The organism is Mesorhizobium sp. XAP4 (assembly GCF_029269325.1).
Taxonomy (GTDB): domain Bacteria; phylum Pseudomonadota; class Alphaproteobacteria; order Rhizobiales; family Rhizobiaceae; genus Mesorhizobium; species Mesorhizobium ciceri.
Genome location: NZ_JARIXW010000005.1, coordinates 168,236 through 183,709 on the forward strand (window position 1 = coordinate 168,236; position 15,474 = coordinate 183,709).

Annotated in this window: 15 protein-coding genes; 5 read left to right on the forward strand and 10 right to left on the reverse strand. The window is 63.7% G+C overall.

Features of this window, described 5'->3' with window-relative positions:
* Positions 1–82 precede the first annotated feature (82 nt).
* Together P3C39_RS22165 and P3C39_RS22170 are read left to right on the forward strand one after the other, a co-directional pair.
* Positions 83–763, forward strand: coding sequence for an amino acid ABC transporter permease (locus tag P3C39_RS22165; protein WP_013529174.1), 681 nt, complete (start codon positions 83–85; stop codon positions 761–763).
* Positions 760–1,530 (forward strand): amino acid ABC transporter ATP-binding protein, encoded by a 771-nt coding sequence (locus tag P3C39_RS22170; RefSeq protein WP_275954379.1) that lies wholly within the window; start codon positions 760–762, stop codon positions 1,528–1,530. The genes P3C39_RS22165 and P3C39_RS22170 overlap by 4 nt, the downstream gene beginning before the upstream one ends.
* A gap of 181 nt (positions 1,531–1,711) precedes the next feature.
* Here P3C39_RS22170 and P3C39_RS22175 read toward each other — a convergent pair whose 3' ends face one another.
* The 3 genes from P3C39_RS22175 to P3C39_RS22185 all read right to left on the reverse strand — a co-directional run bounded on the left by P3C39_RS22175 (position 1,712) and on the right by P3C39_RS22185 (position 3,517).
* Positions 1,712–2,323, reverse strand: coding sequence for a LysE family translocator (locus P3C39_RS22175; RefSeq protein WP_024502939.1), 612 nt, complete (start codon positions 2,321–2,323; stop codon positions 1,712–1,714).
* Between the two features lie 155 nt (positions 2,324–2,478).
* Positions 2,479–3,138: a response regulator transcription factor gene (locus tag P3C39_RS22180; RefSeq protein WP_275954378.1), complete on the reverse strand. Its 660-nt coding sequence runs from the start codon at positions 3,136–3,138 to the stop codon at positions 2,479–2,481.
* A gap of 73 nt (positions 3,139–3,211) precedes the next feature.
* Positions 3,212–3,517, reverse strand: coding sequence for a hypothetical protein (locus tag P3C39_RS22185; protein ID WP_275954377.1), 306 nt, complete (start codon positions 3,515–3,517; stop codon positions 3,212–3,214).
* Positions 3,518–3,530: 13 nt separating this feature from the next.
* Here P3C39_RS22185 and P3C39_RS22190 point away from each other — a divergent pair, with 13 nt between their 5' ends.
* Positions 3,531–5,036 (forward strand): ATP-binding protein, encoded by a 1,506-nt coding sequence (locus tag P3C39_RS22190; protein ID WP_275954376.1) that lies wholly within the window; start codon positions 3,531–3,533, stop codon positions 5,034–5,036.
* Positions 5,037–5,202: 166 nt separating this feature from the next.
* Here the strand turns inward: P3C39_RS22190 and P3C39_RS22195 are convergent, their stop codons facing one another.
* The 6 genes from P3C39_RS22195 to P3C39_RS22220 all read right to left on the reverse strand — a co-directional run bounded on the left by P3C39_RS22195 (position 5,203) and on the right by P3C39_RS22220 (position 13,347).
* The gene (locus tag P3C39_RS22195; protein WP_013529179.1) at positions 5,203–5,784 is read right to left on the reverse strand and encodes a CarD family transcriptional regulator; all 582 of its coding nucleotides are present in this window, start codon (positions 5,782–5,784) and stop codon (positions 5,203–5,205) included.
* 367 nt (positions 5,785–6,151) lie between these two features.
* The gene (fdxA, locus tag P3C39_RS22200) at positions 6,152–6,490 is read right to left on the reverse strand and encodes a ferredoxin FdxA (RefSeq protein WP_013529180.1); all 339 of its coding nucleotides are present in this window, start codon (positions 6,488–6,490) and stop codon (positions 6,152–6,154) included.
* Between the two features lie 234 nt (positions 6,491–6,724).
* Positions 6,725–7,111 (reverse strand): RNA-binding S4 domain-containing protein, encoded by a 387-nt coding sequence (locus tag P3C39_RS22205; protein WP_013529181.1) that lies wholly within the window; start codon positions 7,109–7,111, stop codon positions 6,725–6,727.
* A gap of 16 nt (positions 7,112–7,127) precedes the next feature.
* On the reverse strand, positions 7,128–10,520 hold the full coding sequence (locus P3C39_RS22210) for a helicase-related protein (protein WP_275954375.1): 3,393 nt from the start codon (positions 10,518–10,520) through the stop codon (positions 7,128–7,130).
* A 726-nt stretch (positions 10,521–11,246) separates the two neighbouring features.
* Positions 11,247–11,972 (reverse strand): acetoacetyl-CoA reductase, encoded by a 726-nt coding sequence (phbB, locus tag P3C39_RS22215; RefSeq protein ID WP_013529183.1) that lies wholly within the window; start codon positions 11,970–11,972, stop codon positions 11,247–11,249.
* Positions 11,973–12,168: 196 nt separating this feature from the next.
* Positions 12,169–13,347, reverse strand: coding sequence for an acetyl-CoA C-acetyltransferase (locus tag P3C39_RS22220; protein ID WP_024502944.1), 1,179 nt, complete (start codon positions 13,345–13,347; stop codon positions 12,169–12,171).
* 86 nt (positions 13,348–13,433) lie between these two features.
* Here P3C39_RS22220 and P3C39_RS22225 point away from each other — a divergent pair, with 86 nt between their 5' ends.
* Positions 13,434–13,562: a hypothetical protein gene (locus P3C39_RS22225; RefSeq protein ID WP_255337222.1), complete on the forward strand. Its 129-nt coding sequence runs from the start codon at positions 13,434–13,436 to the stop codon at positions 13,560–13,562.
* 84 nt (positions 13,563–13,646) lie between these two features.
* Positions 13,647–14,258: a polyhydroxyalkanoate synthesis repressor PhaR gene (phaR, locus tag P3C39_RS22230; RefSeq protein ID WP_013529185.1), complete on the forward strand. Its 612-nt coding sequence runs from the start codon at positions 13,647–13,649 to the stop codon at positions 14,256–14,258.
* Positions 14,259–14,279: 21 nt separating this feature from the next.
* Here the strand turns inward: phaR and P3C39_RS22235 are convergent, their stop codons facing one another.
* Positions 14,280–15,419: a citrate synthase gene (locus P3C39_RS22235; protein WP_027162501.1), complete on the reverse strand. Its 1,140-nt coding sequence runs from the start codon at positions 15,417–15,419 to the stop codon at positions 14,280–14,282.
* Positions 15,420–15,474 lie beyond the last annotated feature (55 nt).

The window sequence follows — 15,474 nt, forward strand, 5'->3', positions numbered from 1 at the left end:
GCGAGTCGTCTTTGACGGTCCGCCGCTTTTGTCGTGATATGTCGCGCCTCGACGAAGCCTCGACTTATTTGGAGGGTCTTACGTGCCGCACTGGCTGCAACTGATGCTGGAGTCGCTGCCTTCGCTGTTGTGGGCGGCGCTGATCTTCACCGTGCCGCTGACGCTGTTGTCCTTCGTCCTTGGGCTGACCGTTGGGTTGGGTGCGGCGCTTGCCCGGCTGTTTGGTCCGAAACCGCTGGTCGCGCTGGTGCGCTTCTATGTCTGGATCTTCCGCGGCACGCCGCTTCTGGTGCAGCTGTTCCTTATCTTCTACGGCCTGCCGTCGGTCGGTATCCTGCTCGACGCCTTCACGGCGGCGTTGATCGGCTTCACGCTCAACATCGGCGCCTACACGTCGGAAATCATCCGCGCGGCCATAGGGTCGGTGCCGAAGGGCCAGTGGGAAGCCGCCTATTCGATCGGCATGACCTGGAGCCAGGCGATGCGGCGCACCATCCTGCCGCAAGCCGGCCGGGTCGCGGTGCCGCCGCTTTCCAACACCTTCATCTCATTGGTCAAGGATACTTCGCTGGCCGCCGCCATCACCGTGCCGGAGATGTTCCAGGCGGCGCAGCGCATCGTCGCCACCACCTATGAGCCGCTGATCCTCTATGTCGAGGCGGCGATCCTCTATCTGGCGCTGAGTTCGGTGCTGTCGGCCTTGCAGACGCGGCTGGAGACCCGGCTCAACCGCTATGGCGGCTTCCTGGAGGCACGCTCATGATCGGCCTCAGCAACATCGAAAAGCGCTTTGGCGACAATCTCGTGTTGAAGGGCGTGACGGTCACCATTGCCGAAGGCAGCGTCACTGCGCTGGTCGGCCCGTCGGGCGGGGGAAAGAGCACCCTGCTGCGCTGCATCAACCTCCTGGAGATCCCGACCTCGGGCACGGTGCGCATCGGCGACGAGACGCTCGAATTCCATTCTGGTGGCAGGGTTCCGGCCAGGGATATCCAGCGCCTGCGGCTGCAGACCGGCATGGTGTTCCAGAACTTCCAGCTGTTTCCGCATCGCACCGCGATCGAGAACGTCATGGAAGGGCTGGTGACGGTGCTGAAATGGGCGCCTGAGAGGGCACGCGAGCGGGCGCTGGCTCTGCTGGAGAAGGTGGGGATGGCGCACAAGGCCGACGCCTGGCCGGCGACGCTGTCGGGCGGCCAGCAGCAGCGCGTGGCGATCGCCCGCGCCTTGGCGCCGTCGCCGAAAGTGCTGCTCTGCGACGAGCCGACCTCGGCACTCGACCCGGAACTGGCGCAAGAGGTGGTCGACGTGCTTGGCAAGCTCGCCAGTGAAGGCACGACCATGGTGATGGCGACGCATGATCTGCGCCTCGCCTCCAAGATCGCCAAGGAAGTGGTGTTCCTCGATGCCGGCGTCGTCGTCGAGAAGGGACCGGCCGCGGTGCTGTTCAACAATCCGGAGCAGCAACGGACGAAGCGGTTCATTGCGACGCTGAAGCAGGAGGCTGAGAAGGAAGGCGGCGGCGGGTAGGCGCGGCCTAGGGTCTGTAGAATTCGGGCGATGGCCCCGAAGGCGCGCCGGTTCCGGTATATCTTGCCGGATGCGCGAGCAGGCCGTCAGCCATCCTTCGGCATATCGGGCCTTGCCGCCAGCAGCCGCTGAAATTTCACCGTCAGATCTCCCCCGAAATCGCGGCTCTTCATTTGCAGGTTCAGATATGATGGCTGACGAGCGCCACGCCAAGTCCGATGAGGATCGAACCGCATGTCTTGGGGATCACCCATCCGGCGCCAGTGAACCGGCCAACGGCGAGCGAGGCGATGCCGACCGCCGCAAGGTCGGCCATCGAGAAGATGAGATTGACGATGATGCCGAGGATGAGGAACTGCAACCCGACGGCCATGCCGGCTGACGGATCCACGAACTGCGGCAGGAAGGTCAGGAAGAACAGTGCCGTCTTGGGATTGAGGATCTCGACGACCATGCTGTCGCGAAATGTATTCGGGGCCGGCCTGGCACCATCCTCACCCATCCGGTTCCAGCCCAGGAACATGGCAAGGCCCAGCGAAATGAGATATGCGGCGCCCGCCCATCGGATCACCAAGAAAGCGACCGGCGCGTGTTCCATCAGTGCGGCGAGCCCGACCGCCGCGGCCAGGATGTGCACGTAACAACCAAGATGGACACCCAGTGCCGCCATCAATCCGGCCTGACGGCCATGGGCCAGCGTCTGCGCTGTCATGTAGAGAATCGCCGGTCCTGGCATGCAGGCGAAGGCGAGCGTTGCGAGGGCGAACGGAATCCAGAGATCCAGCGATGGCATGACAGCTCCTCCCATGATCAAGCCGTGGGAGGAGTAGGCCGGGGGGCAGGCCGAAAACATACGACGGATGCCGTATTTGGGTGATGATCGGGTTTGGCTAATCTGCCGATGGTTAAGGGGACGTTGCCGGGTTGCCCATTGTAGCGGCTGCGATATCAGCCGGTGGGCAATCCCAGACGAACCGCGTAGGCGGTCAGTTCGGCGGTGTTGTGGAGACTGAGCTTGCCCATCAGATTTTCGCGATGTTTGCGAGCGGTCGGCAGGCTGATGCCCAGTCGTTCGGCGATGTCGCGCGTGATCATGCCTTGCGCCACCAGTTGAAGGATCTGCCGTTCGCGTCGCGTCAGCGGTACCGGGGACAGGATTTCCTGCGCGGCTATCGGCTCGCTGTCCCTGCCTATATCGCTGACCGCGAAGCGAACGGTTTTCGCCAGATAGGTGCCTCCGTTCTTGACCGCTTCGATGGCAGCGCCGAGTTCCTCGGGATCGCCATCCTTGGTCAGGTAGGCGTTGGCGCCGGCGCTGAGCGCGGCGCGTACTGTCTTCGGCTCGACATTGGCCGTCAGCACCACGATCCGCAGGCGTGGCGCCAAGGTCCTGATGGTGGCGATAAACTGCATCCCGGCCACACCCGGCATGCCGAGGTCGAGGATCAAAAGGTCGGCGCGCGTGCTTCGCAGCTGGCCAAGCAGCGCCTCGCCATCCGCAGCCTCGGCGACGACCGAGACATTGTCCATAGCCGAGATAAGCAGCTTCAGCCCCTCGCGCACGATGGCATGGTCGTCGGCGAGTATGGCGGTGAGCGAGCGGTTCATCGGGGCACCATCCAGGGCTGCAGCGGCGTATATGGACCGATCGCCAACTTATGCGAAACAGGTTGCCGGTAGATCAACGGTACCGGGGAAGACCGGCCGGAGAATTACTTGGGACAATTGGAGGGATTCGATGCAGGAAGACAAGATACGCCAGGCCCTGGTCGAACTCCTGTATCGCAATTCCTACGGCGTGGTCATCTCCAACATCGTGATCTCGATGGCGGCGGTCTATGTTCTGAGAACGGCCGTTTCCGCCAATTGGCTGATCGGCTGGCTGGCGGCGCTGTATCTGCTGACGTTTCCGGGTGCTGGCGTCGCGCCGTTTTTTCAGCCGCTCAAGGGATCGCGGCTCGATCTTGCGCTGGGCATGGCTGGCCACGGCGTTTTCCTGTATGTCGGGCCTTCTGTGGGGGGTGCTTGGCTGGGTCGGCTTTATGCCCGAGGCGCCGATCGTGCTGTCCTTCACGGTCATCGTCCTGACTGGTCTCGTCTGCGGTACGGTGCCGTCGCTGTCGGCCTTTCCGCCGGCGCTGGTCGGTTCCATCCTGGCCACGGTGGTTCCGGTCGCCTTGCGCTGCTTGACCACCCAAAGCGATATTTCCGGCGCCTTCCTGTTCCTGCTCGCATCGCTGGTGGCGATCAATTTCTACTACTGCCGTATCACCTACCGCATGCTGCGCGAAACCGTCAGCCTGCGACTGGAGAACGAAACGCTGGTCGAGCACCTGCAAGAGGAACGCGACAGGGCGCAGACCGCCGACCGTGCCAAGACGCGTTTTCTGGCGGCGGCGAGTCACGATCTGCGCCAACCGATCCATGCCCTGAGCCTGCTGGTCTCGACGCTTGCCATATTGGGGCAGCGCGGCGACGTACCCTCCGGCGAGGCGCGCGATCTGGCCAGCCGGGCGAAATCGGTTGTCAGCAACTTTAGTGGGCTGCTCAACGCTTTGCTCGATATCTCGCGGCTCGATGCGGGCATCGTCACGGTCGCGAGCGAGGCGGTGCCGCTGCGCGACCTCTTTGGTGATCTTCGCAATGAATTCGCCGCCGAGGCAAAACAACGCGGACTTACGTGGCGCGTGGTAGACAGCAGTCTCTACGTCGACAGCGACCCGATGATGTTGAAGCGCATCCTCAACAACCTGGTCTCGAATGCCCTTCGCTACACCAAGCAAGGTGGTGTCCTGCTGGGCTGTCGCCGGCGCGGCGCATGTGTGGAGATACAGGTCCTCGACAGCGGCCCCGGCATCCCCGCCGATCAGCAGGGGATGGTCTTCGAGGAGTTCGTGCAGTTGCAGAACCCGGCGCGGGACCGCACGCAAGGCTTGGGACTCGGGCTCGCCATCGTTCGCCGCACCGCCGAGCTGTTGGGGCACCCCCTGAAATTGGCTTCGACGTCCGGGCGCGGTTCCCTGTTTTCCATCACCGTCGCGAAGGCCGGCGCGGTGCAAGCTCGCTTGGAGGTCGACACGACATCGCCGGCCAGCAGTGCCGCCGGCATCATGGTGGTCGAGGACGAGGGCGACGTTCTCGATGCCATGGTGCGCTTGCTCAGCCTGGAGGGACATCGTGTCTATCCCGGCCGCTCCGCCGCAGAGGCGCAGGAGGCCCATACGGCGGCGCTGGCTGCCGGCGATGCGCCGGTCGACCTGATCATCGCAGACTACCGTCTCGAGAATGACACCACCGGCACCGACGCGATCCGTGCGCTTCACGCCCATATCGGCCGGCTTGTCCCGACCATCATCATTACTGGCGATACGTCGCCGGCGCGCCTCAAGGAGATCAGCGCCAGCGGCAGCCGCATCCTGCACAAGCCGATCGCCGACGAGGAATTGCGCGAGACCATTGCCGCGGTCTGCTTTGGCGGCAAGGCGATAAGTGGCGACACACGTTAAAACGAAAACGCGCGCTCGACGGCTCGGCGCGCCGGCAAGCCGCGATGCAGCACGCTGGTGCGCAGGGCCTACCAACATCGAAGCTGCCGCCCGAAAGCAAAAGAGGCCCCGGTCAAACCGGAGCCTCCAATCGTTTCTGGCAGGATTTCTCGAAAGGTGAGAAAGATCAGGCAGCTTCTTCCTGCTCGGCCTCTTCATTGTCGGCCTTGGCGCCACGCTTAGGGCCCTTGTTGAGGTTGACCTCGATCAGGCGCACGGCTTCGGTTTCCGACATGCGGTTGACGGCCGCGATCTCGCGGGCCATGCGGTCGAGCGCCGCCTCGTAGAGCTGACGCTCGGAATAGGACTGCTCCGGCTGGTTGTCGGCGCGGTAGAGGTCACGCACGACTTCCGAGATCGAGATCAGGTCGCCCGAATTGATCTTCGCATCATATTCCTGGGCGCGGCGCGACCACATGGTGCGCTTGACGCGGGCGCGGCCCTGCACGACCTTCAGCGCGCGTTCGACATAATCCTCTTCCGACAGCTTGCGCATGCCGATGGAGGTCGCCTTGGCGACCGGCACCTTCAGGCGCATCTTGTCCTTCGAGAAGTCGATGACGAACAGTTCCAGCTTGTGTCCAGCAACTTCCTGCTCGTCGATCGAGACGATCTGGCCGACGCCATGCGCCGGGTAGACGATGTACTCGCCGGTCTTGAAACCGTGACGCGCAGCGGTGGACTTCTTCTGCGGGGTGATCGTTGCCATTGCGCACTGAACTCCTTGTTGTGGTACCGGCGTCCTGCCGGCCCGAACTCGCGCGATCGGAGAAACCGACCGTTAGCCGCACAACAGATGAACCCATCGGAAAAGCCGGACCGGCAAACCGCAACATCGCGACCGCCTGGCCCAGATCGCTCTGGTCCGAATGGGATTTTCACCTTTCAGTGATTTGGGGCGTCTGCGCCATAAATCGACGTTGTGTCACCGGCATGTTTCGCTGATGTAACACAAAAAGTCGGAAGAATCAAGGTTTTGCTGCATACGCGAAGGCCACAACCCGGCGCCGGCTGTCAAGCCGGTTAATGTGACGTGCCTCTTACCCTGCGTAATACCGGCCTTTGCGGCCGTATTGTCAATCGCCTTCGCCGGGCTCGGCGGAGAAGTATTTCTCGAACTTGCCGGCCTCGCCGTCGAAGGATTTCGCGTCTGCCGGCGGTTCCTTCTTGGCGGTGATGTTGGGCCATTTCTCGGCGTATTCAGTGTTGACCTGCAGCCATTTGTCGAGGCCGGGCTCGGTGTCGGGCTTGATCGCGTCGGCCGGGCATTCCGGCTCGCAAACACCGCAGTCGATGCACTCGTCGGGATGGATGACGAGCATGTTCTCGCCTTCGTAGAAACAATCGACCGGACAGACCTCGATGCAGTCCATGTATTTGCATTTGATGCAATTGTCGGTCACGACATAGGTCATCGGTCGGCTCCGGGACGTCCCATTTTGTTGGGCTTTTTCCGTCAGGTAACGCCTTTGGCCGCTGCTTGCAAGGGCAGCCATTCCTGTCGGCATCAGCGTTTCGAAATGGAATTCCAGGCAGCCGGCGCCCCAGAGGCCGGCGACCTCATGCAGGGCTTCCTGTTTGCCGGGTTCAGTTTTGCTTCAAACACGTGGTTATCCTGGCAAGCGCCGCCTGTTTTTGGACGCCAGGCATCAATCTTCGCCGAGCAATCGGTCGGTCTGGCGACGTTCCTTCTTGGTCGGGCGGCCGCTGCCGGCCTCGCGCAGCCCCGGAATTGCATCGGGAGGGGCTTCGCCCTTCGGTGCGGGCGGTGGCGACATATCCTCGTAGAGCGTACGGGCTTCCTCGGCCGGGCCGCGTCGCGCGCCCGCGCCGAGGACCTTCCAGATGAAGATGCGCCGCTCGAGCGTGATGGTCAGGACGTCGCCTGGCTTGACCTGATCGGAAGCCTGCGCTGCTTTGTCGCGATTGATGCGGACCCGGCCGGCGACGACCAACTTCGCCGCCAGCGAGCGCGATTTCACGACGCGGGAGAAGAACAGCCATTTGTCGATGCGCTGGCGGCCTTCGGCAACCATCGAAGCGAGCCGGGTTCTACTTCTTCAATTGGTCGCGCAGAGCGGCGAGCTTGGCGAAGGGCGAATCCGGATCGAAACGCACCGGGCGCTCCTCGCGCGGCTTTGGCTGGAAGGCGGGCTTGCCGCCTTGCGGACCACCCTTGCCATCCGGCCTGCCACCCTTCCAGTCGGGACGGCCTTCGCGGCGGTCGGGACGCTCGCCCTGCGGCCTGTCACGTCGCTGTTCGCCTTCGGCCTGCGGCTTGGGTTTGAACTTCGAGCGGTCGAAGCGCGGCTTGCCGGCTCCATCGCGCCGTCCTTCATGGGCCGGACGCTCTCCGGGTGCAGCGGCGTTCGGTGCGCCGGCGTCCGCAGGCGCATCGCTTCGGCCGCGCGCTTGTCCGTTGCGTGGGCGATTGTTCCTGCGGTTCTCGTCGCGGTTGCGCGGGCGCTGTTCGAAACGACCCTGACGCCACAACAGGATGGGTTTTGGCGCTTCGGCTTCCGGAGCGGGTTCCCCGGTGGCTGCTTCAGTCACCGTCACGGGTTCGTCCGGCGCGGCGTCCGTTGCCGGCGCGGCATTTGACACCAGCTCGGCCGGTGCAACTTCTTCTGCCGCTGCGGCTTCAGTCTCGGCAGCTTCAGCCTCTGCCTGCGGTTCAACCGGTTCCGGTTCAGCAGCAGCCTCGGCAACAGGCGCTTCGTCTTGCACGGTTTCGACCGGAGCGTCCGCCTGTTCTTCCACGGCAGGCGCAGCAGGTTCCGCCGCGGCGTCGGAGGTGATTTCGGTCGCCGTTTCCGAAACGGCCACTGCGTCCGATGCCGGCTCCGACCCTTCGACTGCTGCCTCTGCTGCGGCGTCCGCCGCCTTGGTCTGCTCGGCTCGTGCAGCCTCTTCCGCCGCAAGCTTCGCCATCGCTGCTTCGCGCGCGGCATTGTCCTGTGCTTCGAGCCGCGCCTTTACCTCGACGGCCGGCTTCGGCTCGGCACGGTAGCCGAGACCTTTGAGGATCTCTTCCATGTCGTCCGCGGTGGCGCCGAGGATCGACATCATCGGCGGCGTCACCATGAAGGACTGGCCGTCATAGGCGCCGTCCGGGCGCTGGCCGAGACCGGGCTTCCAGTTGGTCGCCGGGCGGATCAGATCCGCCAGCCGTTCCAGGATGTCGATGCGCACGGCGCGACGGCCGAGATTGCGGTAGCCGGCAAGCTTGTAGAAGGTCTTGTCGAAGGCCGGGTCGATGACCACCGAGGTGCGACCCGAGGCGAGCGCATGGACCACGTCGCCAAAACCTGGCTTGTCCTTGCCGTCGTTCTTCAGCGCCCACAGCAGCGTCACCAGCCCGGCAGGCGCCGGCTTGATCAGCGCCGGCACGAAGACATGGTAGGCGCCGAAGCGCACGCCAAGCCGGCGAAGGGCTGCGCGACCTTCCTGGTCGAGCGACTTCATCTCCTCGGCGATGTCGCGGCGGTTGATGAGGCCGAAATTCTCGACCAGCTGGAAGGCGATGCCACGGCCGATGCCGGAAATCTGGTCGGCGTTTTTCAAGTCGACCAGCGGCTTCAGCAGCGACTCGATCTGGAAATTGACGAAACGCTCGGCACGTGCGGCGACCTTGTCGCGCGCCGGGCCGGTCAGTTGTTCGTCGGCCAGCAGCACCAGCCGCGGCTTCAGCGCGTCTTCGCCTGATACAAGCGTGCCGATCGGCGCACCGATCCAGCGCAGCGTGCCATCTGACCCGAGCGCGATATCGCCATTGGCCGAGGCGCCGAAGCGTTCGGCGCGCGCCTCGAACTCGGCGGCCAGCGCCTTCTGGGCAGCGGTGCGCACCGCCTTGGCGTCTTCGCCGCCGGCGGTCTGGTCGGCGGTGAAGCGGAACCCTTGCAGCTCGCCGACATGGTGGCCTTCGACAAGGACGGTTCCGGTAGAACTAATTTCGGCTTCAGGCATGGTATTTTCTCTAAGGCGCCGCATGAGGACGGAAGTCCTGCGGTCTACGAAGCGTTTCGTCAACCGCTCATGCAGCGCATCCGACAATCTGTCTTCGATTTCGCGCGTCTTTTCCTGCCAGTGTGCCTGATCGGCCAGCCAGCCGGGCCGGTTCGACACGAATGTCCAGGTGCGGATCTGGGCAATGCGATGCGAGAGCGTATCAATGTCGCCCTCTGTTGTGTCGGCGCGGCGCACCTGCTCGGCCATGTAATTCTCGTCGACATGGCCGTGGCGTGCGAGGTCCGTGTAGATCGAGGCAATGAGGTCGGCATGCTGGGCCGGCGCGATCCTGCGGTAGTCGGGCAGCGCGCAGGCTTCCCACAGCAGCGCCACGCGCTTGGCATTGGTGGTGAGTGCGCGGATGTCCTCGTCGCGCGACAGATGCTCGAGCGCCTGTGCATCGACGGCAGGCAATGCCCGTGTCAGTCCCTCGACCGGGGCGTTGGTTTCGATCGAGCGCTTCAGCGCGTCGAGGCTGGCAAAGTCGAAATGTGCGGTGCGCCATTGCAGCACCTTCACCGGGTCGAAGTCGTGGCCTTCGATCTTCTTGATCAGATCCTCGTCCAGCGGGTCGACCTGGCCGGTGACACCGAACGTGCCGTCGCGCAGATGCCGGCCGGCGCGGCCGGCGATCTGGCCAAGCTCGGCCGCCGTCAGATTGCGGTACTGGAAGCCGTCGAACTTGCGATTCTGGGCGAAGGCGACGTGGTCGAGATCGAGGTTGAGACCCATGCCGATGGCATCGGTGGCGATGAGGTAGTCGACATCGCCGGACTGGAACAGCGCCACCTGGGCGTTGCGGGTGCGCGGCGAGAGCGCGCCGAGCACGACGGCGGCACCGCCCTGCTGGCGGCGGATCAACTCGGCGATGGCGTAGACCTCGTCGGCGGAAAAGGCGACGATCGCCGTGCGCCGCGGCAGGCGGGTCAGCTTCTTGGAGCCGGCATAGGCAAGATGCGACAGCCTCGGCCGCGTCACCACCGAGACACCCCTCAGCAGGCGCTGCAGGATACTTTGCATGGTGGCGGCGCCCAGCAGCAGCGTTTCCTGGCGGCCGCGCAGGTGCAGGATGCGATCGGTGAAGATGTGGCCGCGCTCGAGGTCGCCGGCGAGCTGCACCTCGTCGATGGCGACGAAGGCGGCGTCGGTCTCGCGCGGCATGGCCTCGACGGTGCAGACCGAATATTTGGCGCCCGGTGGCTGGATCTTTTCCTCGCCGGTAATCAGCGCAACCTTGTGGGCGCCGACCTTCTCGCAGACGCGGGCGTAGACCTCGCGCGCCAGAAGCCTGAGCGGCAGGCCGATGATTCCACTCTCATGCGCCACCATGCGCTCGATGGCGAGATGGGTCTTGCCGGTGTTGGTCGGCCCGAGAACGGCGGTCACGTCGCGGCCCGACAGGATCAGCGGCTCAGTGTGTTTGGGCTGGATGTTCATCAACCTAGAATAAGGCTTCCGGGACCTGGAGATAAGGCTTCTGGCCTCTGGTTGTCGGGAGCGTGCCTCAAATGGCGCGTATGACAGGCGACACATAGGGATTTCGGGCGCGAAGCGAAAGCGGAATGTTCCGTCGGCAGCCAGAAGGTGGTTCTGTCAAGCTCTCAATCAGATGCGGATTAACGGATAGAACGAGTCTGGAACGAATCGGCGACGAATCAGTGACTCCTGCAGATTCAGCTTTTGTTCACGGCTATATGTGGATTTCACGGCCGCGACACGCACCACATGCTGAATCGCTGAACTGGCCCGTTTCGTGCTAAGAGGGCATTGCCATTAACCTTTGTCGATAAACGATCACAGTGGCTTGGCATGCCTCGACCAAGGCTATGAAATTGTTGATCTTTCTTAATCCGCGTTAAGCAATTGGCAGGGGATTCAGGCTGTCGTCGTTAACGTTCAGCTCAAAGCCGGAACGAATCGGCGACGAATCAGCGATAGCGGAATTTTCCCGTTTTGTTCACCCCAATATCTTGTGTTGTGAACAGCTTATCCACCGAGAATCCACAGGCTTGGAAGCAGGTTTCGCACAGGCCGGCCGGGCCGCTGTTAACCTCTGCGTGCCGGATTGGGTCAGCAGCCGTGCTGTCACTTCGAAGGACCATGGCGCCAACGAAAACGGGCCGGCGCGCCGGCCCGTCGATCTCTGCGCCTACATCGCCGTCGTCAGGCGAAATACTGGCCGCCATTGGCCGTGATGGTCGAGCCGGTGATGAAGCCGGCATCTTCGGATGCGAGGAAGACGACGCAGCGCGCGATTTCCTCGGGCTCACCGAGGCGGCCGACAGGAATCTGGGGAATGATGCGCTCGTTGAGCACCTTCTCGTCGATCGCCTTGACCATCTCGGTGGCGATATAGCCGGGACAGATGACGTTGACCGTGATGCCGGCGCGCGCCCCCTCTTGGGCGAGAGCCTTGCTGAAACCGATATCGCCGGCCTTGGCGGCGGAATAGTTGACCTGGCCGGCCTGGCCCTTCTGGCCGTTGATCGAGGAGATGGTGATGATGCGGCCGAACTTGCGGTCGCGCATCCCGCTCCACAGCGGATGCGTCATGTTGAAGACGCCGGACAGGTTGGTGTCGATGACCTCTTTCCACTGCTCGCGCGTGATCTTGTGGAACATGGCGTCGCGGGTGATGCCGGCATTGTTGACCAGCACCGAGACCGGGCCGAGATCGGCCTCGACCTGCTTGATGCCGGCGGCGCAGGCATCATAGTCGGCGACCGACCATTTGTAGACCGGAATGCCGGTCTCAGCCTTGAATTTCGCCGCTGCGGCGTCATTGCCGGCATAGTTCGCCGCAACCGAATAGCCGACGGTCTTCAATGCGATCGAGATCGCCGCGCCGATGCCGCGCGATCCGCCTGTGACGATTGCTACCTTGGTCATGCATTTCCCCTTTTTTGATATCGCCCTGTTGTCGGGCTTGGCAGGCACTGGATACAGAACGGGCGGCTAAAGCGCGTCGCGCTGAAGTAGATTCAGGCGATGCGCTTCAGATGTTTGGTTTTATGCATGTCGGTGTTCCCAAAACCGCTGCGCACTTTTGGGCGACATGCATGCACCGCCCGTTTAGTGACTTTCTTCAGAGTGCTTCGACACACATGGCGACGCCCATGCCGCCGCCGATGCACAGGGTAGCGAGACCCTTCTTGGCGCCGCGCCGGCGCATTTCGAAGACCAGCGTGTTGAAGACGCGAGCGCCGGACGCACCGATCGGATGGCCGATGGCGATGGCGCCGCCATTGACGTTGACGATCGAGGGATCCCAGCCCATGTCCTTGTTGACGGCGCAGGCCTGCGCCGCAAAGGCTTCGTTGGCCTCGACCAGGTCGAGATCGCCGACCGACCAGCCGGCCTTTTCCAAGGCCTTGCGCGAGGCGGGAATGGGTCCGGTGCCCATGATCTGCGGATCGACGCCGGCGGTTGCCCAGGACACGATGCGCGCCAGCGGGGTGATGCCGCGCCTCACCGCTTCCGCTTCGCTCATCAGCAGCGCGCCGGCGGCGCCGTCATTGATGCCGGAGGCATTGGCGGCGGTTACCGTGCCGTCCTTGTCGAAAGCCGGTTTCAGCTTGGTCATGGCGTCGATCGTGGCGCCGTGGCGGATGTATTCGTCCTGGTCGACGATGGTGTCGCCCTTCTTGCCCTTGATGGTGACGGCGACGATCTCGTCCTTGAACTTGCCGGCCTTCTGCGCGGCCTCGGCCTTGTTTTGCGAGGCGAGCGCGAACTGGTCCTGGTCTTCGCGGGTGATCTGGAACTGACGCGCGACGTTTTCGGCTGTGTTGCCCATGTGGTAACCGTTGAAGGCGTCCCACAGCCCGTCCTTGATCATGGTGTCGATCAGCTTGAAGTCGCCCATCTTGACGCCGGCGCGCAGGTGCTGGGCATGCGTCGAAAGCGACATCGATTCCTGGCCTCCGGCGACGATCACCTTGGCATCGCCGATGGCGATCTGCTGCATGCCGAGCGCGATGGCGCGCAGGCCCGAGCCGCAAACCTGATTGAGGCCCCAGGCGGTGGTTTCCTTGGGCAGGCCGGCATTGATCGACGCCTGGCGGGCCGGGTTCTGGCCTTGCGCGGCGGTCAGCACCTGGCCGAGGATGACCTCGTCGACCTCGCCTGGTTCGACGCCGGCACGCGACAGCAATTCCGTGATGACGACGGCGCCGAGCTCATGCGCCGGGGTGGCGGCGAAAGCGCCGTTGAAGGAGCCGACCGGCGTGCGCGCCGCACTGGCAATGACGATGGAAGCGGACATTTTCTTCTCCAGACTTCAACGGTGTTGCTCTGTCGTTGGGGACTTTTCTTGCCCTTTCCCAACCCCAAGTCAAACCGGAAATGGGCATGGCGCCCATGCGCCGCAAGCAGGCCATGCCTTGCCATGGCGGCCATTCGTCCATTGCTGCGCAGCATATTTTGCCTGCCATGCAGCATTTAGTGATCCCGCACTGCACAAACTGCTTGGAATTGTGAGGCTTTTGCGCATATCCTCAAAAAAGGCACAATCGTTATCGGCGGCTTACTCAGAGGCGCGCCGGTGTCCCCGGGAGGATGTAGATGGCCGCTAAAGACGATCCGATCATCATCAAGAAATACGCCAATCGCCGCCTCTACAACACCGGCACCAGCACCTATGTGACGCTCGAGGACCTCGCCGAGATGGTCAAGAAGGGCGAGGAGTTCACCGTCCAGGACGCCAAGACCGGCGACGACATCACGCATCCGGTGTTGACCCAGATCATCTTCGAACTGGAGAACAAGGACGGGCAGAACATGCTGCCGATCCCGTTCCTGCGCCAGCTCATCGCTTATTACGGTGACCAGATGCAGATGATCGTCCCGAGCTTCCTCGAACAGTCGATGCTTGCCTTTTCCAAGGAGCAGGAGCGTTTTCGCGAGCAGATGAAGGGGGCGCTCGGCAAGTCGCCGCTCGACATGATGAAGATCACCACGCCGATCAAGGCGCTGGAGGAACAGACACGCCGCAACATGGAAATGTTCCAGAATGCGATGCGGCTGTTCACGCCGTTCCCGCCTGCGGGCTCCACGCCAGCCGCTGCGACGTCGCCCGAGCCGGCCAGGAAGGAAACGCCTGACAAGCCCGACGATCTTCAGGAACTTAAGGACCAGATCGCGGCCATGCAGCGCAAGCTCGACACGATGTCCTGAGCGCCTGGCGTTCTTGCGACCTTACACCAGCACGCCCTCATAGCGGCCGCGCGGCCGGATGACACTTCCGCTTGTTATCTGTTCGACCGTGTGCGCGGCCCAGCCGACGCTGCGTGCGAGCGCGAACAGGCGGAACGGTGCATCGCGCGGCAAGCCTAGGCTGCGCGTCAGCGCGGCCAGCCCAAAGTCGATGTTGGGAAGCGCGCCGGTCGCCGCAAAGGCAGCGTCGCGCAGCGACGATAGTGTGCCGTCAACCTCGATCACCGACAGCAGCGCCGCCCCGCGGGGGTCGCCGTCAGGATAGAGCTGATGACCGAACCCCGGCAGCGGCCGGTCATGGCTGAGCCAGCGCCGGATCGTCGCATCGGCGCCATGCCGCGCCGCATCCTCGGCCAGTTGCATCACCGCCTCGCCGGCGCCGCCATGGCGCGGGCCTGACAGCGTCGCGAGCCCTGCCAGCAGGCAAGCGGCCAGCGGCGCGCCGGTCGAGGCTGCGACACGCGCGGCGAAGGTCGACGCATTCAGTTCATGATCGGCAAGCAGGACAAGCGCACGGCGGATCGCATCGGCGCGGCCGGCATCCACCGACCAGTCCTGCGCAAGCCGCTGATGGACGGGATTTGATCCCGCCGGTGCGCCCAGCGCGGCGGCCAGCACGCCGACCGCGTGCGCGGCATCGGCATGCAGCGAGGCGGCGCTGCGCCCGAGCGACGGGCGCCCCTGGCCGGCAAGCACGGCAAGTTGCGCAAAGGCCGAGGCTCGGCCAGCTTGATGGGGTGCGTCCGGCGACGCTGCTTCGAAAGCCACCGGTTTCGGCAGAGCCCACAGAACGGCGGCGGCTTCTTCCAGTGTGGCGTGCCCGGAGAGCACTGCGGCGTCCTGCCCGCGATAGATGAGCCGACCGTGCGAGACGGTCGAAATCGCCGTTACGATCGAGGGCTCGCCCCAGGCGATGGCGCTTTCGGCGATGACTGACGGGCTGCGGCCGCGCGCCCGGCGGGTCGCCAGTGCGGCAATATCGTCAGCGCGGTACTGGCTGCGGCGCGGATCGGCGCGGTCGGGCCGCATGCCGATGCGCCCACGGCTGACATAGGCGTACAGCGTCTGCGCCCGCACCTTGAGCCTCTCCAGCGCCTCTTCCCGGGACAACCACTCGGACATATCGAGTCCTGATATTGATTCTATTGATCAAGATTGATGGAAACGTTGCCCATCT